Below are 18,791 nucleotides of genomic sequence, written 5' to 3' on the forward strand. Positions count from 1 at the left end.
GGCCTTTTCCTCATTTCCTCGCGCCTGGTCCGGACGCGCACGGCAGCTCGCCGGAGGCTCGCCACAGGCACCGCAGGGAGTCGTCCAGTTCTCTGCTCGGTCGCCATCCCAGAGCCCGGTCGGCGAGGGTGATGTCGATCCGCTGGGGGTAGGCACCGCCGCCCGGTGCCGTCGGGGCGGGTGCCGTCTCCGGCCGCTCCACGATCTCGGCGCACCGGCCGCTGACCGCGAGCAGCCGCCGTGCCAGGTCTCCGGCGGCGACCGAGGTGCCCCGCCCGATGTTGACGACCCGTTCGGCGACGGGCACGGTCGCCGCGGCGACCACGGCCTCGGCCACGTCCGTGGCGTCGACGAAGTCGCGGCGGGTGGCCAGCGGTCCGAGCCGGAGGACGGCCGGTGCGCCGGTGGACGGCGCCGCGGCCAGCGCGGCGGCGATCCCGCCCAGCAGGCTGGGCCGCGGCAGCCCGGCGCCCACGACGTTGGAGACGCGCAGCACCGTCGCGTCGACCGCGCCGTCCCGCGCCGCGGTGAGCACGGCCTCGCTCGCCCGCGCCTTGGTCCGTCCGTAGCCGGAGACCGGGCGCAGGGCCGCCGCCTCGGTCACCGGGCTGTCGTCCGCAGGCGGCCCGTACTCGTGAACGGTGCCGAGCTGGACCAGCCGCGGCGGCCGGGGCAGTCGCGGCAGGACGGTCAGCAGGCGGTCGACGAGGTGGACGTTGCCATGGGTCATCTCCTCCTCGGTCGCCGCCCACACGGAGCCCGCGGCGTTGACCACGACGTGCGGGGCGGCCCGGGAGAGGGCCTCGGTCAGCGCTCCGGGGTCGGTGGCCGCGACGTCCAGCGACAGCCACCGCACCGCCTCCGGCGGCAGGCCGTCGGCCGATCGCCGGACGCCCCCTGAGCGGGAGACGGCGGTCACCTGCCAGCCTGAGCGGTGGAAGGCGGCGCCGATGTGGCGGCCGAGGAAGCCGCTGCCTCCCAGGACCAGAACGCGCCCGGGCGGGCGGTCGTCCGGGGGCGTACCGGGCCCGCCCGGGTCCGTACGGCGCGTCATCGGTCCGGTCCTCCGTCCCGAGTCCCGGCGCTGCGGCGGATCTCCTCGATCAGCTCCGCCTGGCGCAGCATCGCGTCGTGGCCGGCGGTCACGTCACCGGTGCGTACGGCGCGCAGGAAGGCGGCGAGGGTGTTGACGCACTGGTCGGCGGCGGGCGTGCGCAGGCGTTCGGTGCCGTCGGCGCGGTCCAGCCGGATCTCGCCCGCGTGATCGGCGGGCGGGGTGAAGGCGCGGTCGACGGTGATCCGTCCGGTGCTGCCCAGGATCTCGTACCCGCACACGTAGGCGTGGTCGATGCCGAAGGTGAGCTGGGCCGCCGCCCCGTTGCCGTCGACCAGCAACGCGCTGCCTCCCCAGTCCACTTCGGCGCCCTCGACCGTGCGCAGTGCCGCGCCGACGACCCGCAGGGCGGGGCCGAGGATCAACTGGGCGGCGCGCAGCGGATAGCCACCGATGTCCAGCAGCGCTCCGCCGCCCAGCGCGGCGGAGTGCCGGATGTCGCCCGGGGGCCGTCGGGGGATGGTGAAGGCGGCGGAGAACGTCTGCGGCGTGCCGATGGCGCCGTCGGCGAGGAGCTCGCGTACCCGCTGGTGCCGCGGGTGGTGCACGAACATCACGTTCTCCGCCAGGACGAGGCCCAGGGAGCGGGCGAGCGCGATGAGTTCGGCGGTCTCGGCGCCGCTCGTGGTGAGCGGCTTCTCGGCGAGGACGTGCTTGCCCGCCATGAGGGCGCGCCGGATCCACCGCGGGTGCAGGGCCGGTGGCAGCGGCAGGTACACGGCGTCGATGTCATCGCGTTCGAGCAGGTCCTGGTATCCGGGCGCCGGGGCGCAGCCGAACGCGTCGGCGACGTGCCGCGCCCGCTGGGGGTCGCGGCTCGCGACGGCGGCCAGCCGGGCGCCCGGTGTCCGCAGCAGGGCCGGGATCACCCGGCGGCGGGCGATGTCGGCGCAGCCCAGGACGCCGAAGCGGAGCGGTGGTTGGTGGTGCAGCGGATCGGCCACGGTGCTCATCCCAGGGTGTGCAGGCACGTCAGCAGGCTGCGGGCTTCGACGTTGACATGGCCGCCGCAGCGGACGAACTCGGCGAGCTGCTCCCTCGTCATCCATATGTGGGAGTCCGGGACGTCGGCTGCCACGTCCGGGCCGGCCTCGACGATCACGTAGCGGGTCTCGGCGTGGTGGAAGCGGCCGCCCTCTTCGGAGTGGACGGCGTCGAAGAGGACGGCGGACGGTGGGGCGGTGAGGATTCGGTCCAGGTACGCGGGCGGCTCTTCGGCGCCGTCCCGGCCGCCCTGGGCGGGGAAGCAGTGGACGGTCGGGCCCATCTCCACCGCGTCGAAGGTGCCGGGCTCGGTGTGGGCCTTGACCAGCAGATGCGGCATGCCCTCGATCCGCCGGACGAGAAAGGCGGCCAGTCCGCGGTCCGCGGGGGCCACCATGGGCTGGGTCCAGTGCGGCACCTCGCGGCCGCCGGCCTCGACGTCGACACCGATGACGGCGAAGTGTCCGCCGTCCCGGTGCACGATGCGGCCGTCGCGGTACTCCCAGTCGGGCAGGTCCGCCAGGGGGACGCGGCGCTGCACGAGCGGCGTCCGGGTCCTGGCCTCGGTGAACCAGCTCCGCAGGGACGCGGTGTCGTGCAGTGCGCGGGCGTCCCGAGCGGGCCGGAAGAAGTCGGCGGCACCGGCCGGTGCCGCCGCCGGTGTCGTGAGGGGCATGCCGGACAGGACGGTGCGCGAGTCCATGTTGACGAGGTTGTCGGTGTGCAGCAGGCTCCGCAGTTCGGCCAGCTCGATCCACCGGAAGTCGTCCAGGACGGGTATGTCCTCGTCCGCTGCCACCTCGACGATCATGTTGCGGTTGCGTTTGCCGAGGAACCACGCGCCCTGCTCGGACTGGAGGACGTCCAGCAGTATCCGGCCGCGCCGGGGCGCGGTGAAGTGCTCCAGGTAGGGGACGTGGTTGCCCTGGTGGAGACGGGTGTAGTTGCTGCGGGTCGCCTGGACGGTGGGCGAGAGCTGAAGGGTGTTGATGTTGCCCGGCTCCATCTTCGCCTGCATCAGGCAGTACGGCACCGAGTCGATCCGCTTGAGGAGGATGCCGAGGATGCCGGTCTCCGGCTGCACTATGACCGGCCGGCTCCAGCGTGCCCCGCCCTGCTCGGCGACGTACGCCTCCAGCCCCTCCACCGAGAAGAACCCGCCACTGCGGTGGACGAGATTGCCGGTGCCCTGGTCGAACCGCCATCCGTCGAGCCGGTCCAGTGCGAGGGGGCTGACCCGGTGTTCGTGGGCGCCCTCGCGGGCCGCGAACCACTCGTGGAAGGCGGGTGACTGACGCGGCGGGGCGGTGGTCGTCATCCGCCGCCCCCCAGGCGTACGGGCAGTGAGTTCAGACCCCGCATCAGGGTGCTGGCCCGCCAGTACAGCTCGGACGGCTCGGCCGCCAGCTCCATGTCCGGGTAGCGCTCCAGCAGTTGGCGGAAGGCGATCTGCGCTTCGAGGCGGGCCAGGGGCGCGCCCACGCAGTAGTGGATGCCGTGGCCGAAGGCCAGGTGGCCGCCGGGGGCGCGGGTCAGGTCGAGCCGGTCGGGGTCGGTGAAGCGCTCGCCGTCCCGGTTGGCCGACACCAGCGAGACCAGGACCAGTTCCCCGGCGGGGATGCGGACGCCGTCCAGCTCGACCTCGTCGGTGGTGTACCGGAACGTGGCGTGCTTGATGGGCCCTTCGAACCGCAGGAACTCCTCGACCGCGCCCGGCAGCAGGGCCGGATCGTCGAGCAGGGCACGCAGTTTGTCGCGGTCGCGCAGCAGGTGGAGGGTTCCGTTGCCGATGAGGTTGGTCGTCGTCTCGTGTCCGCCGACCAGCAGCAGGAACGCCATGGGGACCAGTTCGCTGTCGGCGAGGCGGTCGCCGGCGTCGCGGGCCTGTACCAGGGCGCTGAGGATGTCGTCCTGGGGGGCGGCGCGCTTGGCGGCGGTCAGCTCGGTCAGATAGCCGACCATCGACGTCTGGGCCGCGACGACCTCCTCGGCGGAGGGGCCGGAGACCAGGAGCTGGGACCAGCGCGTGAAGTCGGCGCGGTCCGCCTCGGGGACGCCGAGCAGTTCGCAGATGACGGTGACCGGCAGCGGGAAGGCGAACTCTTCCAGCAGGTCGACCTGGTCGCGTCCCTTCATGGCGTCCAGCAGGCCGCTGGTGATGTCCTCGATCCGGGGCCGCAGCCGGTCCACCGCGCCCGGGGTGAACGCCTTGTTGACCAGTTTGCGCAGGCGGGTGTGGTCCGGTTGGTCGGAGTGGAGCATGTGGCGGGCGAGGACGGCGCCGAACGCCCCGCCGGCGGTGTCGGTGCCATGGCGGGCGAACAGCGCGCTGGTGTGCTTGAGGTCGGTGCTCAGCCGGGGGTCGGTCAGGGCGGCGCGTACCGCGGAGTACGTGCTGACCACCCAGACCGGCAGGCCGCCGAAGAGCGGCACGGCCTTGGGGAGTGTGGTGCGGTGCGCCGGGCCCTGTCGGCGCAGGCGCCGGTAGACGCCGTGCGGGTCCTGCATGAAGTCGGCGTCGCCGAAGGCGTCCGCGACCGGTGCCGTCTCGCTCATCGCCCCGCCTCCTCGGCCGCGTCGGTGCCCTTGGGGCCGCGCTCGGCGACGGTGATCTCGTCGATGAGCATGCCGGCGGGGAAGGCGGACGGATCGGGGGTGCCCGGTGGCACCGGGCCGCCCGGGCTGCCGATGATGATCGCCAGGCACAGGTGGGCCGGCTGGTTGAAGAGCCAGCCCTCCTCCGTGGTGTCCTGCGGCGTCAGCTTGAGGTACGGGCGGGCGTCGATGTGCCAGGTGACGGTGTCCGGGTCGCGGGTCCAGACCATCGAGTAGGTGTGGAAGCCGTCGCTCAGCGGTACGCCGTCCACAGAGGCGCCGTGGCCGCCGATGCCGCAGGACGGGAGCTGGTCGCAGGCCGGCGAGTGCAACGAGCCGTGGACCCGGTCCGGTTGGGAGCCGAGCACCTCGAACACGTCCATCTCGCCCGCCCGGAACCAGCGGTCCAGTTCCGCTTCACCAGGCTCCGGATACCGCATCGCGTTGCCCCAGGCCCACAGGGCGCAGTCCAGACCGGGGCCCGGGGCGGTCCGTACCCGCGCCTGGATGCGCAACGCGCCGCCGCTGGGCGGCAGCAGGTCCTCCCGGCGGCTTTCGAGCCAGGCCGCCGTGAAGCCGCCGTCGGCGTCGCGGGTGGCGGTCATCTTCAGCCGTCCCGCGCCGTCGAGGGCCACATGGCCGCTGTCGTCGGCGTGCGTCTCGACTCCGGCGCCGAAGGGCCGGCCGGTGCGTATCAGCCAGCGTCCGGTGTCGGGCGGGGAGCCGGCCGGGCCCGTGAAGTCGTCGTGCAACAGGACGCGCCACCGCGTCGCGGAAAGGGTGCGAGCTTGGGGATCGGCTGTCGTCATCGGCCTCTCGCAGCGATAGCGTACCTACGTGCATTCACCGGACTCACGGTATGCCGGGTGCGCAATGGACGTAACCCCTAGCCCCCCTTAATGACCCCTAGATTCCGGGTATTGACATCGCTGCTAGTGTCGGCGACACATCGGGGCAGCATTGTGCGCGGCCGCTTTCGGCGCCGCCACGAGCGACAATCTTTTTCCGGGGGCGTAATGCGGGCGCTGTTCATGTTCCTGTCCGGCTTCAGCCATATCTCTCCGTCCATTCCGTTGGCCTGGGCATTACGGTCGGCGGGCCACGAGATTCTCTACACCGGGGCCGGTCAACGAACGGGAGTTGTCGCCGAATCGGGGCTCTCGATGGCCGATACGGCTCCGGATTCGGACGTGGAATCGGTCCTCCTGACCCGCCCCGGAACGCGGTCACCGGCGCCCGGAGAAACCGAAGGGGAAAGCGGGAAAGAACGCGAGCGCATCGCTCATCTTGCGGGGATGTTCGACCCCGCGAAGATTATCGACGCGCGGGATGCGGCCCGTATCGCCGAGACCTTCGCGGGTTTCTCCGCGCTCACCCTGGACGGCGATCTGGAAATCGCCCGGCGCTGGCGTCCGGACATCATCGTCCATGAGCCGTCCCATATCGGCGCCCCCCTGATCGCCACCCGGCTCGGAATTCCCCGGGTGCAGCTCGAGATTCATCTGCAGGGCGTGGACCGCTTCTTCCACCCGCGGTTCACCCAGTGGCTGGCCGAGCACCACGGCGTGCCCGCCATCGAACCGCCCGCGGTCTCCTTGAGCATGGCGCCGCCCAGCGTCGTCGCACCGGAGCCGGCGGCCCGGCCCATGCGCTATCTGCCGCACAACGGTGGCGGCGTCCTCCCGGACTGGGTGACCCGGCCGGCCGCGCGCCCCCGGGTGTGTCTCACGCTGGGCACGGTGGTTCCCGGCGTGGAAGGGGTGGGCCACCTCAAGCGGGTGGTGCACGAGGCCGCCCGTACCGGCGCGGAGATCGTGCTGGCCGTGGGCGGCAGCGACCTGTCGGCGCTGGGAGATCTGCCCGGCAACGTCCGCCCGACCGGCTGGATCCCCCTGCGCGAACTCCTGCCGTCCTGTTCGGCGGTGGTGCACCACGGCGGTGACGGTACGACCTTCACCGCCCTGGCCAGGGGCGTGCCGCAGCTCATCGTGCCGCACGGCAACGAACAACTGCTCAACACGAAGGCGGTCGCCGACCGCGGAGTCGGCGTGGGCATCGAGCCGGACGCCTTCACCACCGCCCACCTTGCGGCGCTGCTGGAGGACGCGGCGTACCGCGTGGCCGCCGAGGAGGTGCGGGCGGAGATCGAGGCCATGCCCGCGCCGGCCGACACGGTGCCGCATCTGGCGCGCCTGGTGTCCTGACCGCTCCGACCGACCCGACCGTCCCGACCGCTCCCCCGCTGTGCCCGCCCCGCCTGCTCGCGGCGTGCCCCTGTACGCCCTACGCCCTGTTCGACGTCCCGGAGGAATCATGAAACGAGTCGTCCTCGGCCTCGGTGCCGCTGCCCTGGCCCTTGCCGCGACCGTCGGTGTGGCGGTGGCCGACCCCGGTGGGTCCGCCCCCGGTGGCTCCCACGCCGGTCGAGCCGGTGCCCCGAAGACGCGTCTGGTGGTGGAGGAGCAGATCACCGATATCTCCATCCCGGCGGACGCGAAGGTGGGGACGTCCTTCACCAGTTACGCCGACATCACCGACACCGCCAGGAAGAAGATCGGTGAGACCGGCGGCCAGTGCGCCATCGTCAAGGCCCACTTCCAGGGCCGCATGTGGGCGGCCCAGTGCACCAGCATGTGGCGACTGCCCGGCGGACAGCTCAGCGTGAGCCAGTTGCTGCCCTTCGACACCGTCACCGGCGCCGCCGAGAAGAGCGCCGGCTCCCCGCCCGCCGACTACGCCTTCGACGGGGTGGTCACCGGCGGGTCCGGCAAGTACCGCGGCGCCCGCGGCGAGGTCCGCTTCAGCCAGGTCCAGGACGCGCCCAGCGGATTCTTCGGGTTCCGGGCGGAGTTCGCCCTCAGCCCCTGAGCGCCCCGCACGACCCCGTTCCGCACCCCACCGGCCGCACCACGCGCGGGCCTCGGCCCCGTCAGCACCCCTCGGAGTAAAGGCACATGAGCCAGTTGCCGCCCTCACCCCGGACGCACCTCGACAGCCCCCGCACCCGCGCCGTTCTGCGCGTTCAGCAGCAGATCGTCTGCGCGGCCCGCGACCATCTGCGCGAGCTCGGCTTCGTCGAGCTGCTGCCGCCCGTCATCGGCCCGGCGACCGACCCGGGCGGACGCGGCGCCAAGCAGGTCGACGTCGACTACTACGGTCACCGCTACAAGCTGATGACCAGCGCCATCATGTACAAGCAGGCGGCGCTGCTGTCGTTCGACAAGATCTTCTGTGTGGCGCCCAACGTCCGTCTGGAGCCGCCCGAGAGCTGCTCGACCCAGCGCCATCTGGCGGAGTTCCACCAGTTCGACGTGGAGATCGCGGGCGCCGGCGCGCAGGACGCGATGGGCGTCGCCGAGGAGATCGTGCGGACGGCGGTGCGCTCGGTCACCGAGCACCTGCCCGAGGACCTCGCTCTCCTCGGCCGCGACCCCGACGCCTTCGCCGATCTGCTCGCCCGGCCCTTCGACCGCATCACCCACGCCACGGCCGTAGCCGACCTGGGCGTTCTGGGACACGAGCAGAACCCGGACGCGGAGATCGACTGGGAGGGCGAGGCGATGCTGTCCCGCAAGGCCACCCGCCCGTTCTTCGTCACCAGCTATCCGAAGGGCTCCCGCGGCTTCTACGACCGCGAGGACCCCGAAGTGCCCGGCACGCTGCGCAACTTCGACCTCCTGGCGGCCGAGGGGTACGGCGAGCTGATGAGCGGCGCCGAGCGGGAGTTCGACCACGCGCGGATCATCACGCGGATGCGGGAGACCGGGGAGAACCCGGGGAAGTACGCGCAGTTCCTGGACGTGGCCCGCGGGGGCCTCCCGGCCAGCGCCGGATTCGGTATCGGCATCGAGCGCCTGACCCGCTACGTCTGCGGCCTGGAAGCGGTCTGGGAGGCCACCGCCTTCCCCAAGATTCCCGGCGTGGTGTCGCTGTGACACGGCCGAGGGGCCTCTCGGCGCCGGGGTTCCCCGAGGCGGCGGTGCGCGAGCGGGCGCGGTCGGGCACCGCCGCGGCCTTCCCGCCGCTCTCCGGGTACGGGCACACCCTGCTCGGCGCGGCCGCCGCGCCGCACGACGCGGGCGCCGCGTACGGCATGCCGGGTGACGTGCTGGACACCGGGCGCCTGGTACCGCCGGTGTTCATGCCGCGGCGGCTGGAGAAGCTCATCGAGCTGGGCCGCGAGCCCCAGCACTCCGATGTGGAACTGACCACCGACATCGGGGGCTTCCGCGCGCCGCTGCCCCTGTACGTCTCGGCCTTCGGCTCGACCCGCGCCGCCGGCGACGGCCTCGGATCGGCGGTCGGCCGGCAGGCGGGGCGACTGGGACTGCCCCTGGTCATCGGCGAGAACGTGGTACCGGTCAGCGGCTACGGGCGGCCGGGCGCGGCCCCCGACACCGCCGGAGCCGCCGCCGGCCTGCTGCGCCGCATCCGCGCGTACACCGACGAGCTGCCCGACGGTGCCGGCGGCGTCGCCGTACAGCAGAGCACCGAGGACGCCGACGCCGAGGTGTGGAACCTCCTCCACAGCGACCCGCACACCCAACCGCTGCTGGACTCCGGGCGGTTGGCCTTCGAGCTCAAGGTCGGCCAGGGCGCCAAACCGGGCCTGGGCGGGATGACGGTCGTGGACGCGGCGGACGCGGGGCGCCTCGCCGACCGCTACCGGGTCCAGGACACGCTCGGCGCGGAGGGACACGTACTGCGCTGCAGCGCGCCGGGGACCGTCACCGAGGAGATCCTGCGCCAGCAGATCCGCTTCATGCGCAGCAACTATCCGCGGGTACGGGTGTGGGTGAAGCTGTTCCCGGGCCGGGACGTGGACCGGGCGGCGGCGGTGGCGTGGCAGGCCGGCGCCGACGCGGTGACCGTCGACGGCGCCGAAGGCGGCTCCGGCTGGGCACCCCACGCCTTCCTCGACGCGGTCGGCCTACCGCTGGGCGAGTGCCTGCGCCGCATCGGTCCGGGCTCGCACCCGCTGCTGGTCAGCGGGCGCATGTGGGAGGGCGGGCGGGTGGCCAGGAGCCTGGCCCTGGGTGCTCGCGCGGCCGGTCTGGGCCGGGCCGCGCTACTGGCGGCGGACGAGGACCCCGACCGCGGGCTGATCCGTCTCGCCGCCTGTCTGGAGATCGAACTGCGGCTCCTGGTGAGCGCGTTGGGCAAGTACGCGGCGGCCGACCTGGACCCGCAGGACCTATGGCCGCAGCCGTCCGCCGAGCGGCGGTCGGAGCCGGCGACGAGGGAGCCCTCATGAGCAATCCGTTCGAGGAGTACGACGGCGGCCACATGGTCCTCACCGACCACCTGGGCCACCAGAGCCTGTGGCCCGCCGGCATCGCCGTACCCGAAGGCTGGTCGGTGACCCATGGCACCGACACCCGGGAGGGCTGCCTGGCCCATATCGAGCGTCATCCGACCGATCTGCGGATCGTCGGGCGCCGCGCGGAGGCGGCGCCCCCCGGACGGTGCGTGCACGAGCTGTTCGAGGCGCGGGCCGAGCGCGCGCCCGACGCCGTCGCCCTCGTCCACGAAGCGGACGAGCTGACCTACGGCGCGCTCAACGAGCGGGCCAACCACCTCGCGCACCGACTGGCCTGTCTCGGCGTCGGGCCCGGCACGCTGGTCGGCGTGTATCTGGAGCGCGGCTTCGACATGGTGGTGGCGCTGCTGGCGGTGCTCAAGGCGGGCGGCGGCTACACCATGCTGGACCCGCACTTCCCGGCGGAGCGGCTGTCTCTCGCGCTGGCGGAGACCGGCGCGCCCCTGCTGCTCACCTCGCGTTCCCTCGGCGGCCGCCTCACGGCCGGGACCACTCTGTGCGTCGACGGTGAGGAGGCGGCTGACTCCCCCACCGGGAATCCCGCCGGCCGGGTCGGCCCGGAGGACGTCGCCTGCGTGATGTTCACCTCCGGCTCCACCGGCCGGCCCAAGGGCGTGATCTCCCCGCACCGCGCCCTGACCGGCACCTATCTCGGGCAGGACTACTCGGGGTTCGGGCCGGACGAGGTCTTCCTGCAGTGTTCCCCGGTGTCCTGGGACGCCTTCGGTCTGGAGCTGTTCGGCGCCCTGCTGTTCGGCGCGCGCTGTGTGCTCCAGTCCGGTCAGAACCCGGATCCGCTGGAGATCGGTGACCTGGTGGCGCGGCACGGCGTCACCATGCTCCAGCTCTCGGCGAGCCTGTTCAACTTCCTGGTGGACGAGGTGCCGGAGGCGTTCGAGGGGGTGCGCTACGCGATCACCGGCGGTGAGCCGGCCTCGGTCCCGCACGTCGCCAAGGCCCTTCGGGACCATCCGCGGCTGCGCGTCGGCAACGGCTACGGCCCCGCGGAGAGCATGGGCTTCACCACCCACCACGCGGTCGTCCCGGAGGATCTGGCGGGCAGCGCCCTGCCGATCGGCCTGCCCCTCGCGGGCAAGCGGGCCTACGTACTGGACGACGAGCTCAAGCCCGCGGCGAGCGGGGCGCTGGGCGAGTTGTACGTGGCCGGTGTCGGGCTGGCCCACGGCTATGTGAACCGGCCGGCGCTGACCGCCGAGCGGTTCGTCGCCGATCCCTTCGGCGGGCCGGGTGGGGAGCGTATGTACCGCACCGGCGATCTGGCGCGGCGCCGGGAGGACGGGGTGCTGGAGTTCGTGGGGCGCGCCGATGACCAGGTCAAGATCCGCGGGTTCCGGGTCGAGCCGGGCGAGGTGGAGGCGCGGCTGGTGGCGCACCCGGCGGTGAGTCAGGCGGCGGTGCTGGCCCAGGAGGTGCGGCCGGGCGACAAGCAGTTGGTCGCGTACGTCGTGGCCGAGCGGGCGGTTGCGCTGCCGGCCGCCGCGGAGCTGCGCGGCCATGTGGCGAGCGCGCTGCCCGCCTACATGGTGCCGGTGGAGTTCGTGCCGGTGGACGCGCTGCCGCGGACCCCGAACGGGAAGCTGGACCGGCGGGCGCTGACCGGCGGGAACTGAGGCGGCGACGGCCGGGGCGGCGCGGGGATCCCGCCCGCTCCGGGCCGCGCCGCCCCTCTCACAGTCCCGCGCGCCGCTTGAGCGGCTCCCACCACTCGCGGTGCGTGCGGTACCAGTCGATGGTCTCCGCGAGGGCGGTGTCGAAGTCGCGGCGCGGGGCGTACCCCAGCTCGGTGCGGATCTTCGTCCAGTCCACCGAGTAGCGCCGGTCGTGGCCCTTGCGGTCCGCGACGTGGTCGACCCGGTCCCAGCCGGCGCCGCACGCGTCCAGCAGGCGCTCGGTCAGCGCCATGTTGGACAGCTCCGTGCCGCCGCCGATGTTGTAGACCTCGCCGGGGCGGCCCTGGGTGCGCACCAGCTCGATGCCCCGCACATGGTCGTCGATGTGCAGCCAGTCGCGGATGTGCAGGCCGTCGCCGTAGAGCGGGACCTGCTTGCCGTCCAGCAGGTTGGTCACGAACAGCGGGATGAGCTTCTCGGGGAAGTGGTGGTGCCCGAAGTTGTTGGAGCACCGGGTCACCCGTACGTCCAGGCCGTGGGTGCGCCCGTAGGCCAGCGTGATCAGGTCGCTGGACGCCTTGGCCGCGGCGTAGGGGGAGTTGGGGACGACACAGTGGCTCTCGGTCCAGGAACCGGAGTCGATGGAGCCGTAGACCTCGTCGGTCGAGATGTGGACGAAGGTGCCGAAGGAGTCCTGGTGGTGCAGCACCGCGTCCAGGAGGGTCTGGGTGCCGACGACGTTGGACATGATGAAGTCGGACGCGCCGCGCAGGGAGCGGTCGACATGCGACTCCGCCGCGAAGTGCACCACGGTGTCGTGGTCGGCGACGAGTTTGTCGACCAGCCCCGCGTCACAGACGTCGCCGTGGACGAAGGTGAGGCGCGGGTCTTCCCATACGGCGGCGAGGTTGGCGGTGTTACCGGCGTAGGTGAGCTTGTCCAGTACGGTCAGCCGGTCGCAGTCCGCGGCATCGGGGCCGCCCAGGAGCGTCCGTACGTAGTGCGAACCGATGAATCCGGCGCCTCCCGTGACCAGGATCCTCATGACGCGATCCGCACGGTGCTGTGGTCGCCGAGGACGAGGCGATGGGTCCGTGGGCCGTGGGCGGCCGGGGTGATCTCCACGTTGCGTCCGATCAGCGAAGCGGCGATGCGGCGCACGCCGGTGATGAGGGTGTCCGGTAGCACGACGGAGTACTCGACCTCGCAGTCGTCGAGCCGGCAGCGCTCGCCGATGGAGGTGAACGGCCCGATGTAGGAGTCGGTGATCCGGCTGTCCGCGCCGATCACCGCGGGGCCGACGATGCGGGAGCCGCGGATGTGGGATCCGGCCTCCACCACGACCCGGCCGATGATCTCGCTGTGCTCGTCGACCAGCCCGTCCAGCCGGGGTTCGGTGCTCTCCAGGACGGTGCGGTTGACCTCCAGCATGTCCACCACGCTGCCGGTGTCCTTCCAGTAGTCCTCGATGAGGGTGGAGTCGACGCTGTGCCCGGCGTCGAGCAGCCACTGCAGGGCGTGGGTGATCTCCAGCTCGCCGCGCCGGGAGGGCTCGATGGCACGCACCGCCTCGTGGACGGCCGGGGTGAACAGGTAGACACCGACCATCGCCAGGTCGCTGCGGGGCCGCTCGGGTTTTTCCTCCAGCCCCACGACCCGTCCGTCCGGGCCGAGTTCGGCCACCCCGAAGGCGCCGGGGTCGGCCACGCGGGTCAGGAGGATGTGCGCGTCGGGCCGTTTGAGCTGGAAGTCCTCGACGAGTCCGGCGACCCCACCGCAGATGAAGTTGTCGCCGAGGTACATGAGGAAGTCGTCCTCGCCGAGGAAGTCCCGGGCGATGAGGACCGCGTGGGCCAGGCCGAGCGGGGCGTGCTGGGGAATGTAGGTGATCTTGAGGCCGAATCTCGATCCGTCCTCCACCGCCTCGCGGATCTCGTCGGCGGTGTCGCCGACGACGATGCCGACGTCCGTGATCCCGGCGCGGGCGATCGATTCCAGGGCGTAGAACAGCACGGGCTTGTTCGCCACCGGCACCATCTGCTTCGCCGAGGTGTGGGTGAGCGGACGCAGTCTGGTCCCGGTCCCGCCGGCCAGCACGAGTGCTCTCATCGGTCTTCGACCGCCTTTCCGCGCGGGTGCCCGCGCAGCTCGCCGTACGGATCGCCGTCGAAGGTGCGGCGGACATAGGACAGGGCGCTCATCAGCTCGCCGGAGGTGACCGGCCGGCCGCGGCCGTGCCCGACCAGCGGGGCAAGGGGCAGCGAGCCGACGTCGGCCCAGCGCAGTCGGCCGTCGCCGTCCAGATAGCTCCTGCTGCGGCCGGCGTTGTCGGGGTGGAGGCAGTAGGGGATGTCCAGCAGCCCGCGCTTGAACGCCTGTACCAGGGCCCGGTCGATGTCCGGCGCGGCGTTGAGCACCGCGTCGATGAGGGCGTACGCCTCGGCATGGACCTGGGAGTCGTCGTCGGCGTGCGCCGGGTGGCCGGGCGCGGTGCGGGCGGCGTGTTCCAGCGCGGCGACGTTCTCGGCGACCGTGGGGATGCGGTCGGCCTCCGCCTCGGTCTTGACGATGAGCCGTTCGGCTCCGGTGGCCCGGGCCAGGCGTGCGGCCTCGCCGAGCAGAGCGCGGGCGCCGGCGGCGGTCTGCGGGAAGAGGCCCATGTAGGCGTAGACGACGATGTGTACGTCCGCGTCGGGCAGCAGCCGCGCGCACAGTCCGCGCAGCGCGCGGACCGCCTCCCGGTCCTGGCCCGGGTGGCTCTGCTGGGCGTAGCTCACCGAGATGCTGCGCAGGCCGTGGCGGTGGAAGAACAGCGCCTCCAGGACGCTGAGGGCGACCAGTTGGCCCGGCGGGCACAGTTGGCCGAGCATGCAGCCGCCGAAGGTCTCCAGATGCGGGTCCACACTCGGCCCGCGCAGCTCCGCGAAGTCCTCGCAGCAGCGCGCCCAGCTCCGGACGGATTTCTCCAGTGGCGTGCGGCCGTAGGGCAGGCAGTAGGAGACCGGACCTCCCTCGGAGGCCGAGAGCCCCACGGCGGTGAGCGCCTTGAAGATGTGGCCGGGCTCGGCCGAGCCGTGCCGGACCTGTACGGGGAAGTCGTCGTCGGCGATGCCCGCGAGGACGCGCTCGGTCGTCTCCCGCGGGTGGGTGGCGAGGGGGTAGCCGTTGAGCGCGATGCCCTGGCGGACGGCGTCGCGGGCCGCCTCCAGGTCGCCGACGCGGGTGTAGCTGTCGACGGTGAGGGTGCCCACGGTGGTCGCCGCGGCGCGCCGGGTGGCCAGCAGTCCGGCCCGCATTCGGGTGGGGTCGCTGAATCCCATGCGCGGTTGGACGACGAGTTCGCCGGACGCGGCGCGGCGGCGTACGAAATCCCCGAAGCCGGTGGAATTTCCGGCCGTACCCTGTTCCGTCGACTGCGACGGAACACGGAATTCGACGTTCATGAGGCCACTCGTTCGAAGACATGGCTCAGATAGCGCTCGAATTCCGCTACGGCATCGGGTGAGTCGGGGAACACCGCGTCGAATCCCGCGTCCAGCAGCGGGTCCACGCGCAGGCCGCCGCGCGCTCCGGATATGCCGAGCTTCCCGCCGAGCACGATCCGGGTCCGGGCGAGCGGGAGCGCCTCCCGCAGTTTCCCGATGACACGCAGGCCGTCCTGATATCCGTGACCGTTCACGCTGCTGATGACCACCATGTCCGGAGCGCGGTCCAGGCATTCGGTGACGAGCAGTTCGTCGGGCACGCAGGCGCCGAGATTCATCACCTCGAAACCGTGTTCTTCCAGCAGGAGTTGGAGATACACGAGATTCCAGGTGTGGGCGTCGGAAGCGAGGCTGCTGACGATCACCACGCCGGTGTGCTGTGCGTCGCCGCATGCGCGCTCCATCGCCTTGCCCATCCACCCACCCCGAATAATCGGACTCGCAAAACCTGTGTGCCGCTTTCGCAGGCTAGCCCGCTGAAAGAGTGCCTCAAAACCCCTACAGCCCCTATCTGCGTTCGCATGCGGGGGGTTGGGGGCCCAGCACGCCGTCCGTGGCCCTCACCACCCCGATGGGCAACCCGGTCAGTCTCTTAACCGAGTTCAGTTATGCTCGTGGGGTCAACCACCGCTGTCGCCGTACGGCGTACGGACGGCGTGCACGCAGCACAGCAAGGCGGTCACTGCGGAAAGGTCGCGATCGATGACGCCATACGCCCAGGACTCCTCCCTCTCGGACTCCGGCGCCCGCGCGGATGCCACCGGACTGGACGACGTCCTCGCGGAGGAACGGGAGTACGTCGCCCTGTGCCGGGCGGCGATGGCCCGGCAGGTCGAGGACGCGGGCCACCAGGTCACCGAGGGCGAGGGGGTCTCGGGCGACGGCGCGAGCGCGGAGGCGCTGGGCCGTTATCTGCGCACCCGGGCCAGGGACATGGCACAGGAGCCGGACAGCCCGCTCTTCTTCGGCCGTCTCGACTTCGACGACGCGCCGGAGACCGGGGACCACCGCGGACAGCGCTACTACATCGGGCGCCGCCGGGTCTCGGAACACCCCGCCGCGCCGCCGCTGGTCATCGACTGGCGGGCGCCGGTGTCGCGCACCTTCTACCAGGCAAGTGCCCTGGAACCGCAGGGAGTCGCGGTGCGCCGGCGCTTTGGCTGGGCGCCGCTGAGCAGCGGTGAGCCGAAGGATCTGACGGGCCTGGAGGACGAGCGTCTGGACCGGCAGGAGGCTGTCCCGGCGGGGGCGAGCCGTATCGTCGCGGCCGAGATCGAGCGCCCCCGCACGGGCCCGATGCGCGACATCGCCGCCACCATCCAGCCGGAGCAGGACGACCTGGTCCGCCGTGAACTGGCCGACTCGGTGTGCATCCAGGGGGCGCCGGGCAGCGGAAAGACCGCGGTCGGCCTGCACCGTGCCGCCTACCTCCTGTACACCTACCCACAGCGGCTCCAGCGCAGCGGTCTGCTGATCATCGGCCCCAACCGGACGTTCCTGCGCTACATCGCCCAGGTGCTGCCGGCGCTCGGCGAGATCGACATCGCGCAGTGCACGGTGGAGGACGTCGTCGCCCGCCAGCCGGTGCGGGCCGTCGACAGCGAGCTCGCGACGGCGGTCAAGCACAGCCACCGGATGGCGACCGTCCTGGAGCGGGCCCTGTACGGCCGGGTCGCCACGGTCCCCGACGGGGTCACCGTTTCCGATGGCTCCTATCGCTGGCGGGTCCACGGCGACGAACTGAGCCGAATCGTGGAAGAGGTGCGTGAGCAGGCGCCGCCGTACGCGGTGGGCCGTGAGCACGTCCGCTCCCGGGTGGTGTCGCTGGTGCAGGAGCAGGCGGAGCGCCGGGCGGGCCCGAAGAACATGACCTGGCAGCGGAAGATCGGCCGGTGCCGCCCGATCGCGGCGTTCCTGGACGCCGTGTGGCCCACGGTCCGGGCCGAGGAGGTGGTCGCCGGCCTGCTGGGCGATGCCGCGGTACTGGACCGGGCCGCGGCGGGGCTGCTCGACGCGGAGGAGCAGTCGGCGATCCTGTGGAGCGGGCCGCCGCGGCCGGTCAAGAGCGCCAAGTGGTCCGCCGCGGACATGCTGTTGATCGACGAGGTCGCGGGGCTGATCGAGCGGCCCGGAAGCTTCGGCCATGTGGTCGTGGACGAGGCGCAGGACCTCTCCCCCATGCAGTGCCGGGCGATCGCCCGCCGCAGCGGCTTCGGCTCGCTCACGGTGCTGGGCGACCTGGCACAGGCCACCGCTCCGTGGGCGGCGCGCTCCTGGGCCGAGCAACTGGCGCATCTGGGCAAGACCCAGGGCACGGTCACCGAACTCACCACCGGCTTCCGGGTACCGGCCGCCGTGATGGAGCTGGCCAACCGGGTGCTGGGCGCGCTGGATGTGGACGTACCGGCCGCTCGGTCGCTGCGCCAGGACGGCGCGTTGTCCGTCCGGCGGGTGCCGGACACGCTGTCCGCGACCGTCGAGGCCGCGCGCCGGGCGCTGGAGCACGAGGGCGCCATCGCGGTGATCACCGCGGACGACGAGGCGGAGCGGACGGCCGGGGCGCTGCGCGCGGCCGGTCTGGAGGTCTCCACCACCGAGGACGTCGGCACGGCGGCGCGGCTCGCGGTCCTCCCGGCGCGGGTCGTCAAGGGGCTGGAGTACGACCACGTGATCGTCGTCGAGCCGTCGGCCATCGTGGAGGCCGAGGCGCGCGGTCTGCACCGGCTGTATGTGGTCGTGACCCGTGCGGTGTCCCGACTCGATGTGCTGCACGCCCGCCCGCTTCCGGGGCCGCTCGCCGGCTGACGGGGATGCGGCACGCGAAAAGAGCACGCCCCCTGCTCGTGGGGGCGTGCTCTTCGCGTGAAGTCCGGGGATTCAGGCGGTGCGTACGGCCGAGGGCCCGGCGAGCCCCCACTCCAGCAGCGCGAAGGCGTGGTCGGCGTCGGCGACCGCCTGGGGGTGACTGCCGTCCGCGCTCGCGCCGTCGACGATCCGCTGCCAGTTCGCCGCGGCCAGAATGCGCTGGGCCGCGATCACCTGGCCGGCCACCAGTTGGGGGGTGAGGTCGGCGGGCCCGGCGTCCAGCGCTTCGGCCAACGCCTGCGCCAGCGCGTCCTCGGCGCGGCTCTGATACTGCACCACGCGCGTCAGCAGGCTCGGCGTGGAGTACACCAGCCCGTGGAAGTCGAGGACTTCGCGCTCGTCGTTCAGGCCGGTGATGGGGTCGCGCCGGGCCAGTCCGTCGACGAAGTGCTGGTGCAGGGCGGCCAGCGGTGAGACGCCCGACCGGCGCTCGCGCACGACCTTGCTCGCCACCGTCTCGTGGTCGGCGAAGCGGTGCACCACCAGGTCTTCCTTGGTCGGGAAGTACTTGAACAGCGTCGGCTTGGAGACCTCGGCCGCCGCCGCCACGTCCACGACCGAGACCTGGTCGAACCCGCGCCGGAGAAACATGGAGATCGCGGCGTCGGAGATCGCCTGCCGCGTCCGCTGCTTCTTGCGCTCCCGAAGGCCCATCGGCTCGTCTCGCTCTTCCACCCCTGCACCCTAACACGGCCCTAACCGAGTCAAGGAGATGACCAAGTTCATATCTTGACTCGGTTAATATATTGGGGTTTACTGCTGCCACCGCAGCTTGGTGCCGCGCCGGCCTGCGGCAA

At 72.2% G+C, this 18,791-nt stretch carries 16 protein-coding genes; 6 read left to right on the forward strand and 10 right to left on the reverse strand.

The features are described from left to right. Positions 1–10: 10 nt before the first annotated feature. Genes ACZ45Z_RS30785 through ACZ45Z_RS30805 form a run of 5 tightly spaced genes read right to left on the reverse strand, consistent with a single transcriptional unit; the run spans position 11 to position 5,502 of the window. Entirely contained in the window at positions 11–1,054 is a 1,044-nt protein-coding gene (locus ACZ45Z_RS30785; protein WP_468369388.1) for an NAD-dependent epimerase/dehydratase family protein, read from the reverse strand. Then, positions 1,051–2,085: a Gfo/Idh/MocA family protein gene (locus ACZ45Z_RS30790; RefSeq protein ID WP_468369390.1), complete on the reverse strand. Its 1,035-nt coding sequence runs from the start codon at positions 2,083–2,085 to the stop codon at positions 1,051–1,053. The genes ACZ45Z_RS30785 and ACZ45Z_RS30790 overlap by 4 nt, the downstream gene beginning before the upstream one ends. Beyond that, positions 2,064–3,416 carry an NDP-hexose 2,3-dehydratase family protein gene (locus ACZ45Z_RS30795; RefSeq protein WP_468369392.1) on the reverse strand — a complete coding sequence of 451 codons (1,353 nt, stop codon included), beginning with the start codon at positions 3,414–3,416 and terminating at the stop codon, positions 2,064–2,066. The genes ACZ45Z_RS30790 and ACZ45Z_RS30795 overlap by 22 nt, the downstream gene beginning before the upstream one ends. Beyond that, entirely contained in the window at positions 3,413–4,654 is a 1,242-nt protein-coding gene (locus tag ACZ45Z_RS30800; RefSeq protein ID WP_468369394.1) for a cytochrome P450 family protein, read from the reverse strand. Before ACZ45Z_RS30800 ends, ACZ45Z_RS30795 begins: the two co-directional genes overlap by 4 nt. After that, positions 4,651–5,502, reverse strand: a complete 852-nt coding sequence (locus ACZ45Z_RS30805) for a family 16 glycosylhydrolase (protein ID WP_468369396.1) — start codon at positions 5,500–5,502, stop codon at positions 4,651–4,653. Before ACZ45Z_RS30805 ends, ACZ45Z_RS30800 begins: the two co-directional genes overlap by 4 nt. Positions 5,503–5,724: 222 nt before the next feature. Between ACZ45Z_RS30805 and ACZ45Z_RS30810 the strand changes: the two genes are divergently transcribed. The 5 genes from ACZ45Z_RS30810 to ACZ45Z_RS30830 all read left to right on the forward strand — a co-directional run bounded on the left by ACZ45Z_RS30810 (position 5,725) and on the right by ACZ45Z_RS30830 (position 11,644). Continuing rightward, complete coding sequence (locus ACZ45Z_RS30810; RefSeq protein ID WP_468369434.1) at positions 5,725–6,897, forward strand: nucleotide disphospho-sugar-binding domain-containing protein; 1,173 nt, start codon at positions 5,725–5,727, stop codon at positions 6,895–6,897. A 109-nt stretch (positions 6,898–7,006) separates the two neighbouring features. After that, complete coding sequence (locus ACZ45Z_RS30815; RefSeq protein WP_468369398.1) at positions 7,007–7,561, forward strand: allene oxide cyclase barrel-like domain-containing protein; 555 nt, start codon at positions 7,007–7,009, stop codon at positions 7,559–7,561. 86 nt (positions 7,562–7,647) lie between these two features. Next, positions 7,648–8,628 carry an asparagine synthetase A gene (locus tag ACZ45Z_RS30820; protein WP_468369401.1) on the forward strand — a complete coding sequence of 327 codons (981 nt, stop codon included), beginning with the start codon at positions 7,648–7,650 and terminating at the stop codon, positions 8,626–8,628. Beyond that, positions 8,625–9,947: a glutamate synthase-related protein gene (locus ACZ45Z_RS30825; RefSeq protein ID WP_468369404.1), complete on the forward strand. Its 1,323-nt coding sequence runs from the start codon at positions 8,625–8,627 to the stop codon at positions 9,945–9,947. Before ACZ45Z_RS30820 ends, ACZ45Z_RS30825 begins: the two co-directional genes overlap by 4 nt. Beyond that, entirely contained in the window at positions 9,944–11,644 is a 1,701-nt protein-coding gene (locus ACZ45Z_RS30830) for an amino acid adenylation domain-containing protein (protein ID WP_468369407.1), read from the forward strand. The genes ACZ45Z_RS30825 and ACZ45Z_RS30830 overlap by 4 nt, the downstream gene beginning before the upstream one ends. A gap of 58 nt (positions 11,645–11,702) precedes the next feature. Here the strand turns inward: ACZ45Z_RS30830 and rfbB are convergent, their stop codons facing one another. From rfbB to ACZ45Z_RS30850, 4 genes are read right to left on the reverse strand one after another with little or no spacing between them, the layout of a single operon-like run. Further along, positions 11,703–12,689, reverse strand: coding sequence for a dTDP-glucose 4,6-dehydratase (rfbB, locus tag ACZ45Z_RS30835; RefSeq protein WP_468369409.1), 987 nt, complete (start codon positions 12,687–12,689; stop codon positions 11,703–11,705). Then, entirely contained in the window at positions 12,686–13,753 is a 1,068-nt protein-coding gene (locus ACZ45Z_RS30840) for a glucose-1-phosphate thymidylyltransferase (RefSeq protein WP_468369412.1), read from the reverse strand. The genes rfbB and ACZ45Z_RS30840 overlap by 4 nt, the downstream gene beginning before the upstream one ends. Further along, positions 13,750–15,087 carry a methylaspartate mutase gene (locus ACZ45Z_RS30845; protein ID WP_468369414.1) on the reverse strand — a complete coding sequence of 446 codons (1,338 nt, stop codon included), beginning with the start codon at positions 15,085–15,087 and terminating at the stop codon, positions 13,750–13,752. The genes ACZ45Z_RS30840 and ACZ45Z_RS30845 overlap by 4 nt, the downstream gene beginning before the upstream one ends. Further along, positions 15,084–15,533 carry a cobalamin B12-binding domain-containing protein gene (locus ACZ45Z_RS30850; RefSeq protein ID WP_468369416.1) on the reverse strand — a complete coding sequence of 150 codons (450 nt, stop codon included), beginning with the start codon at positions 15,531–15,533 and terminating at the stop codon, positions 15,084–15,086. The genes ACZ45Z_RS30845 and ACZ45Z_RS30850 overlap by 4 nt, the downstream gene beginning before the upstream one ends. A 415-nt stretch (positions 15,534–15,948) precedes the next feature. Here ACZ45Z_RS30850 and ACZ45Z_RS30855 point away from each other — a divergent pair, with 415 nt between their 5' ends. Continuing rightward, on the forward strand, positions 15,949–17,934 hold the full coding sequence (locus ACZ45Z_RS30855) for a HelD family protein (RefSeq protein ID WP_468369436.1): 1,986 nt from the start codon (positions 15,949–15,951) through the stop codon (positions 17,932–17,934). A 72-nt stretch (positions 17,935–18,006) separates the two neighbouring features. Here ACZ45Z_RS30855 and ACZ45Z_RS30860 read toward each other — a convergent pair whose 3' ends face one another. After that, positions 18,007–18,648 (reverse strand): TetR/AcrR family transcriptional regulator, encoded by a 642-nt coding sequence (locus ACZ45Z_RS30860; protein WP_468369439.1) that lies wholly within the window; start codon positions 18,646–18,648, stop codon positions 18,007–18,009. Positions 18,649–18,791: the final 143 nt, after the last annotated feature.

Source organism: Streptomyces sp. NPDC031210 (assembly GCF_055570395.1).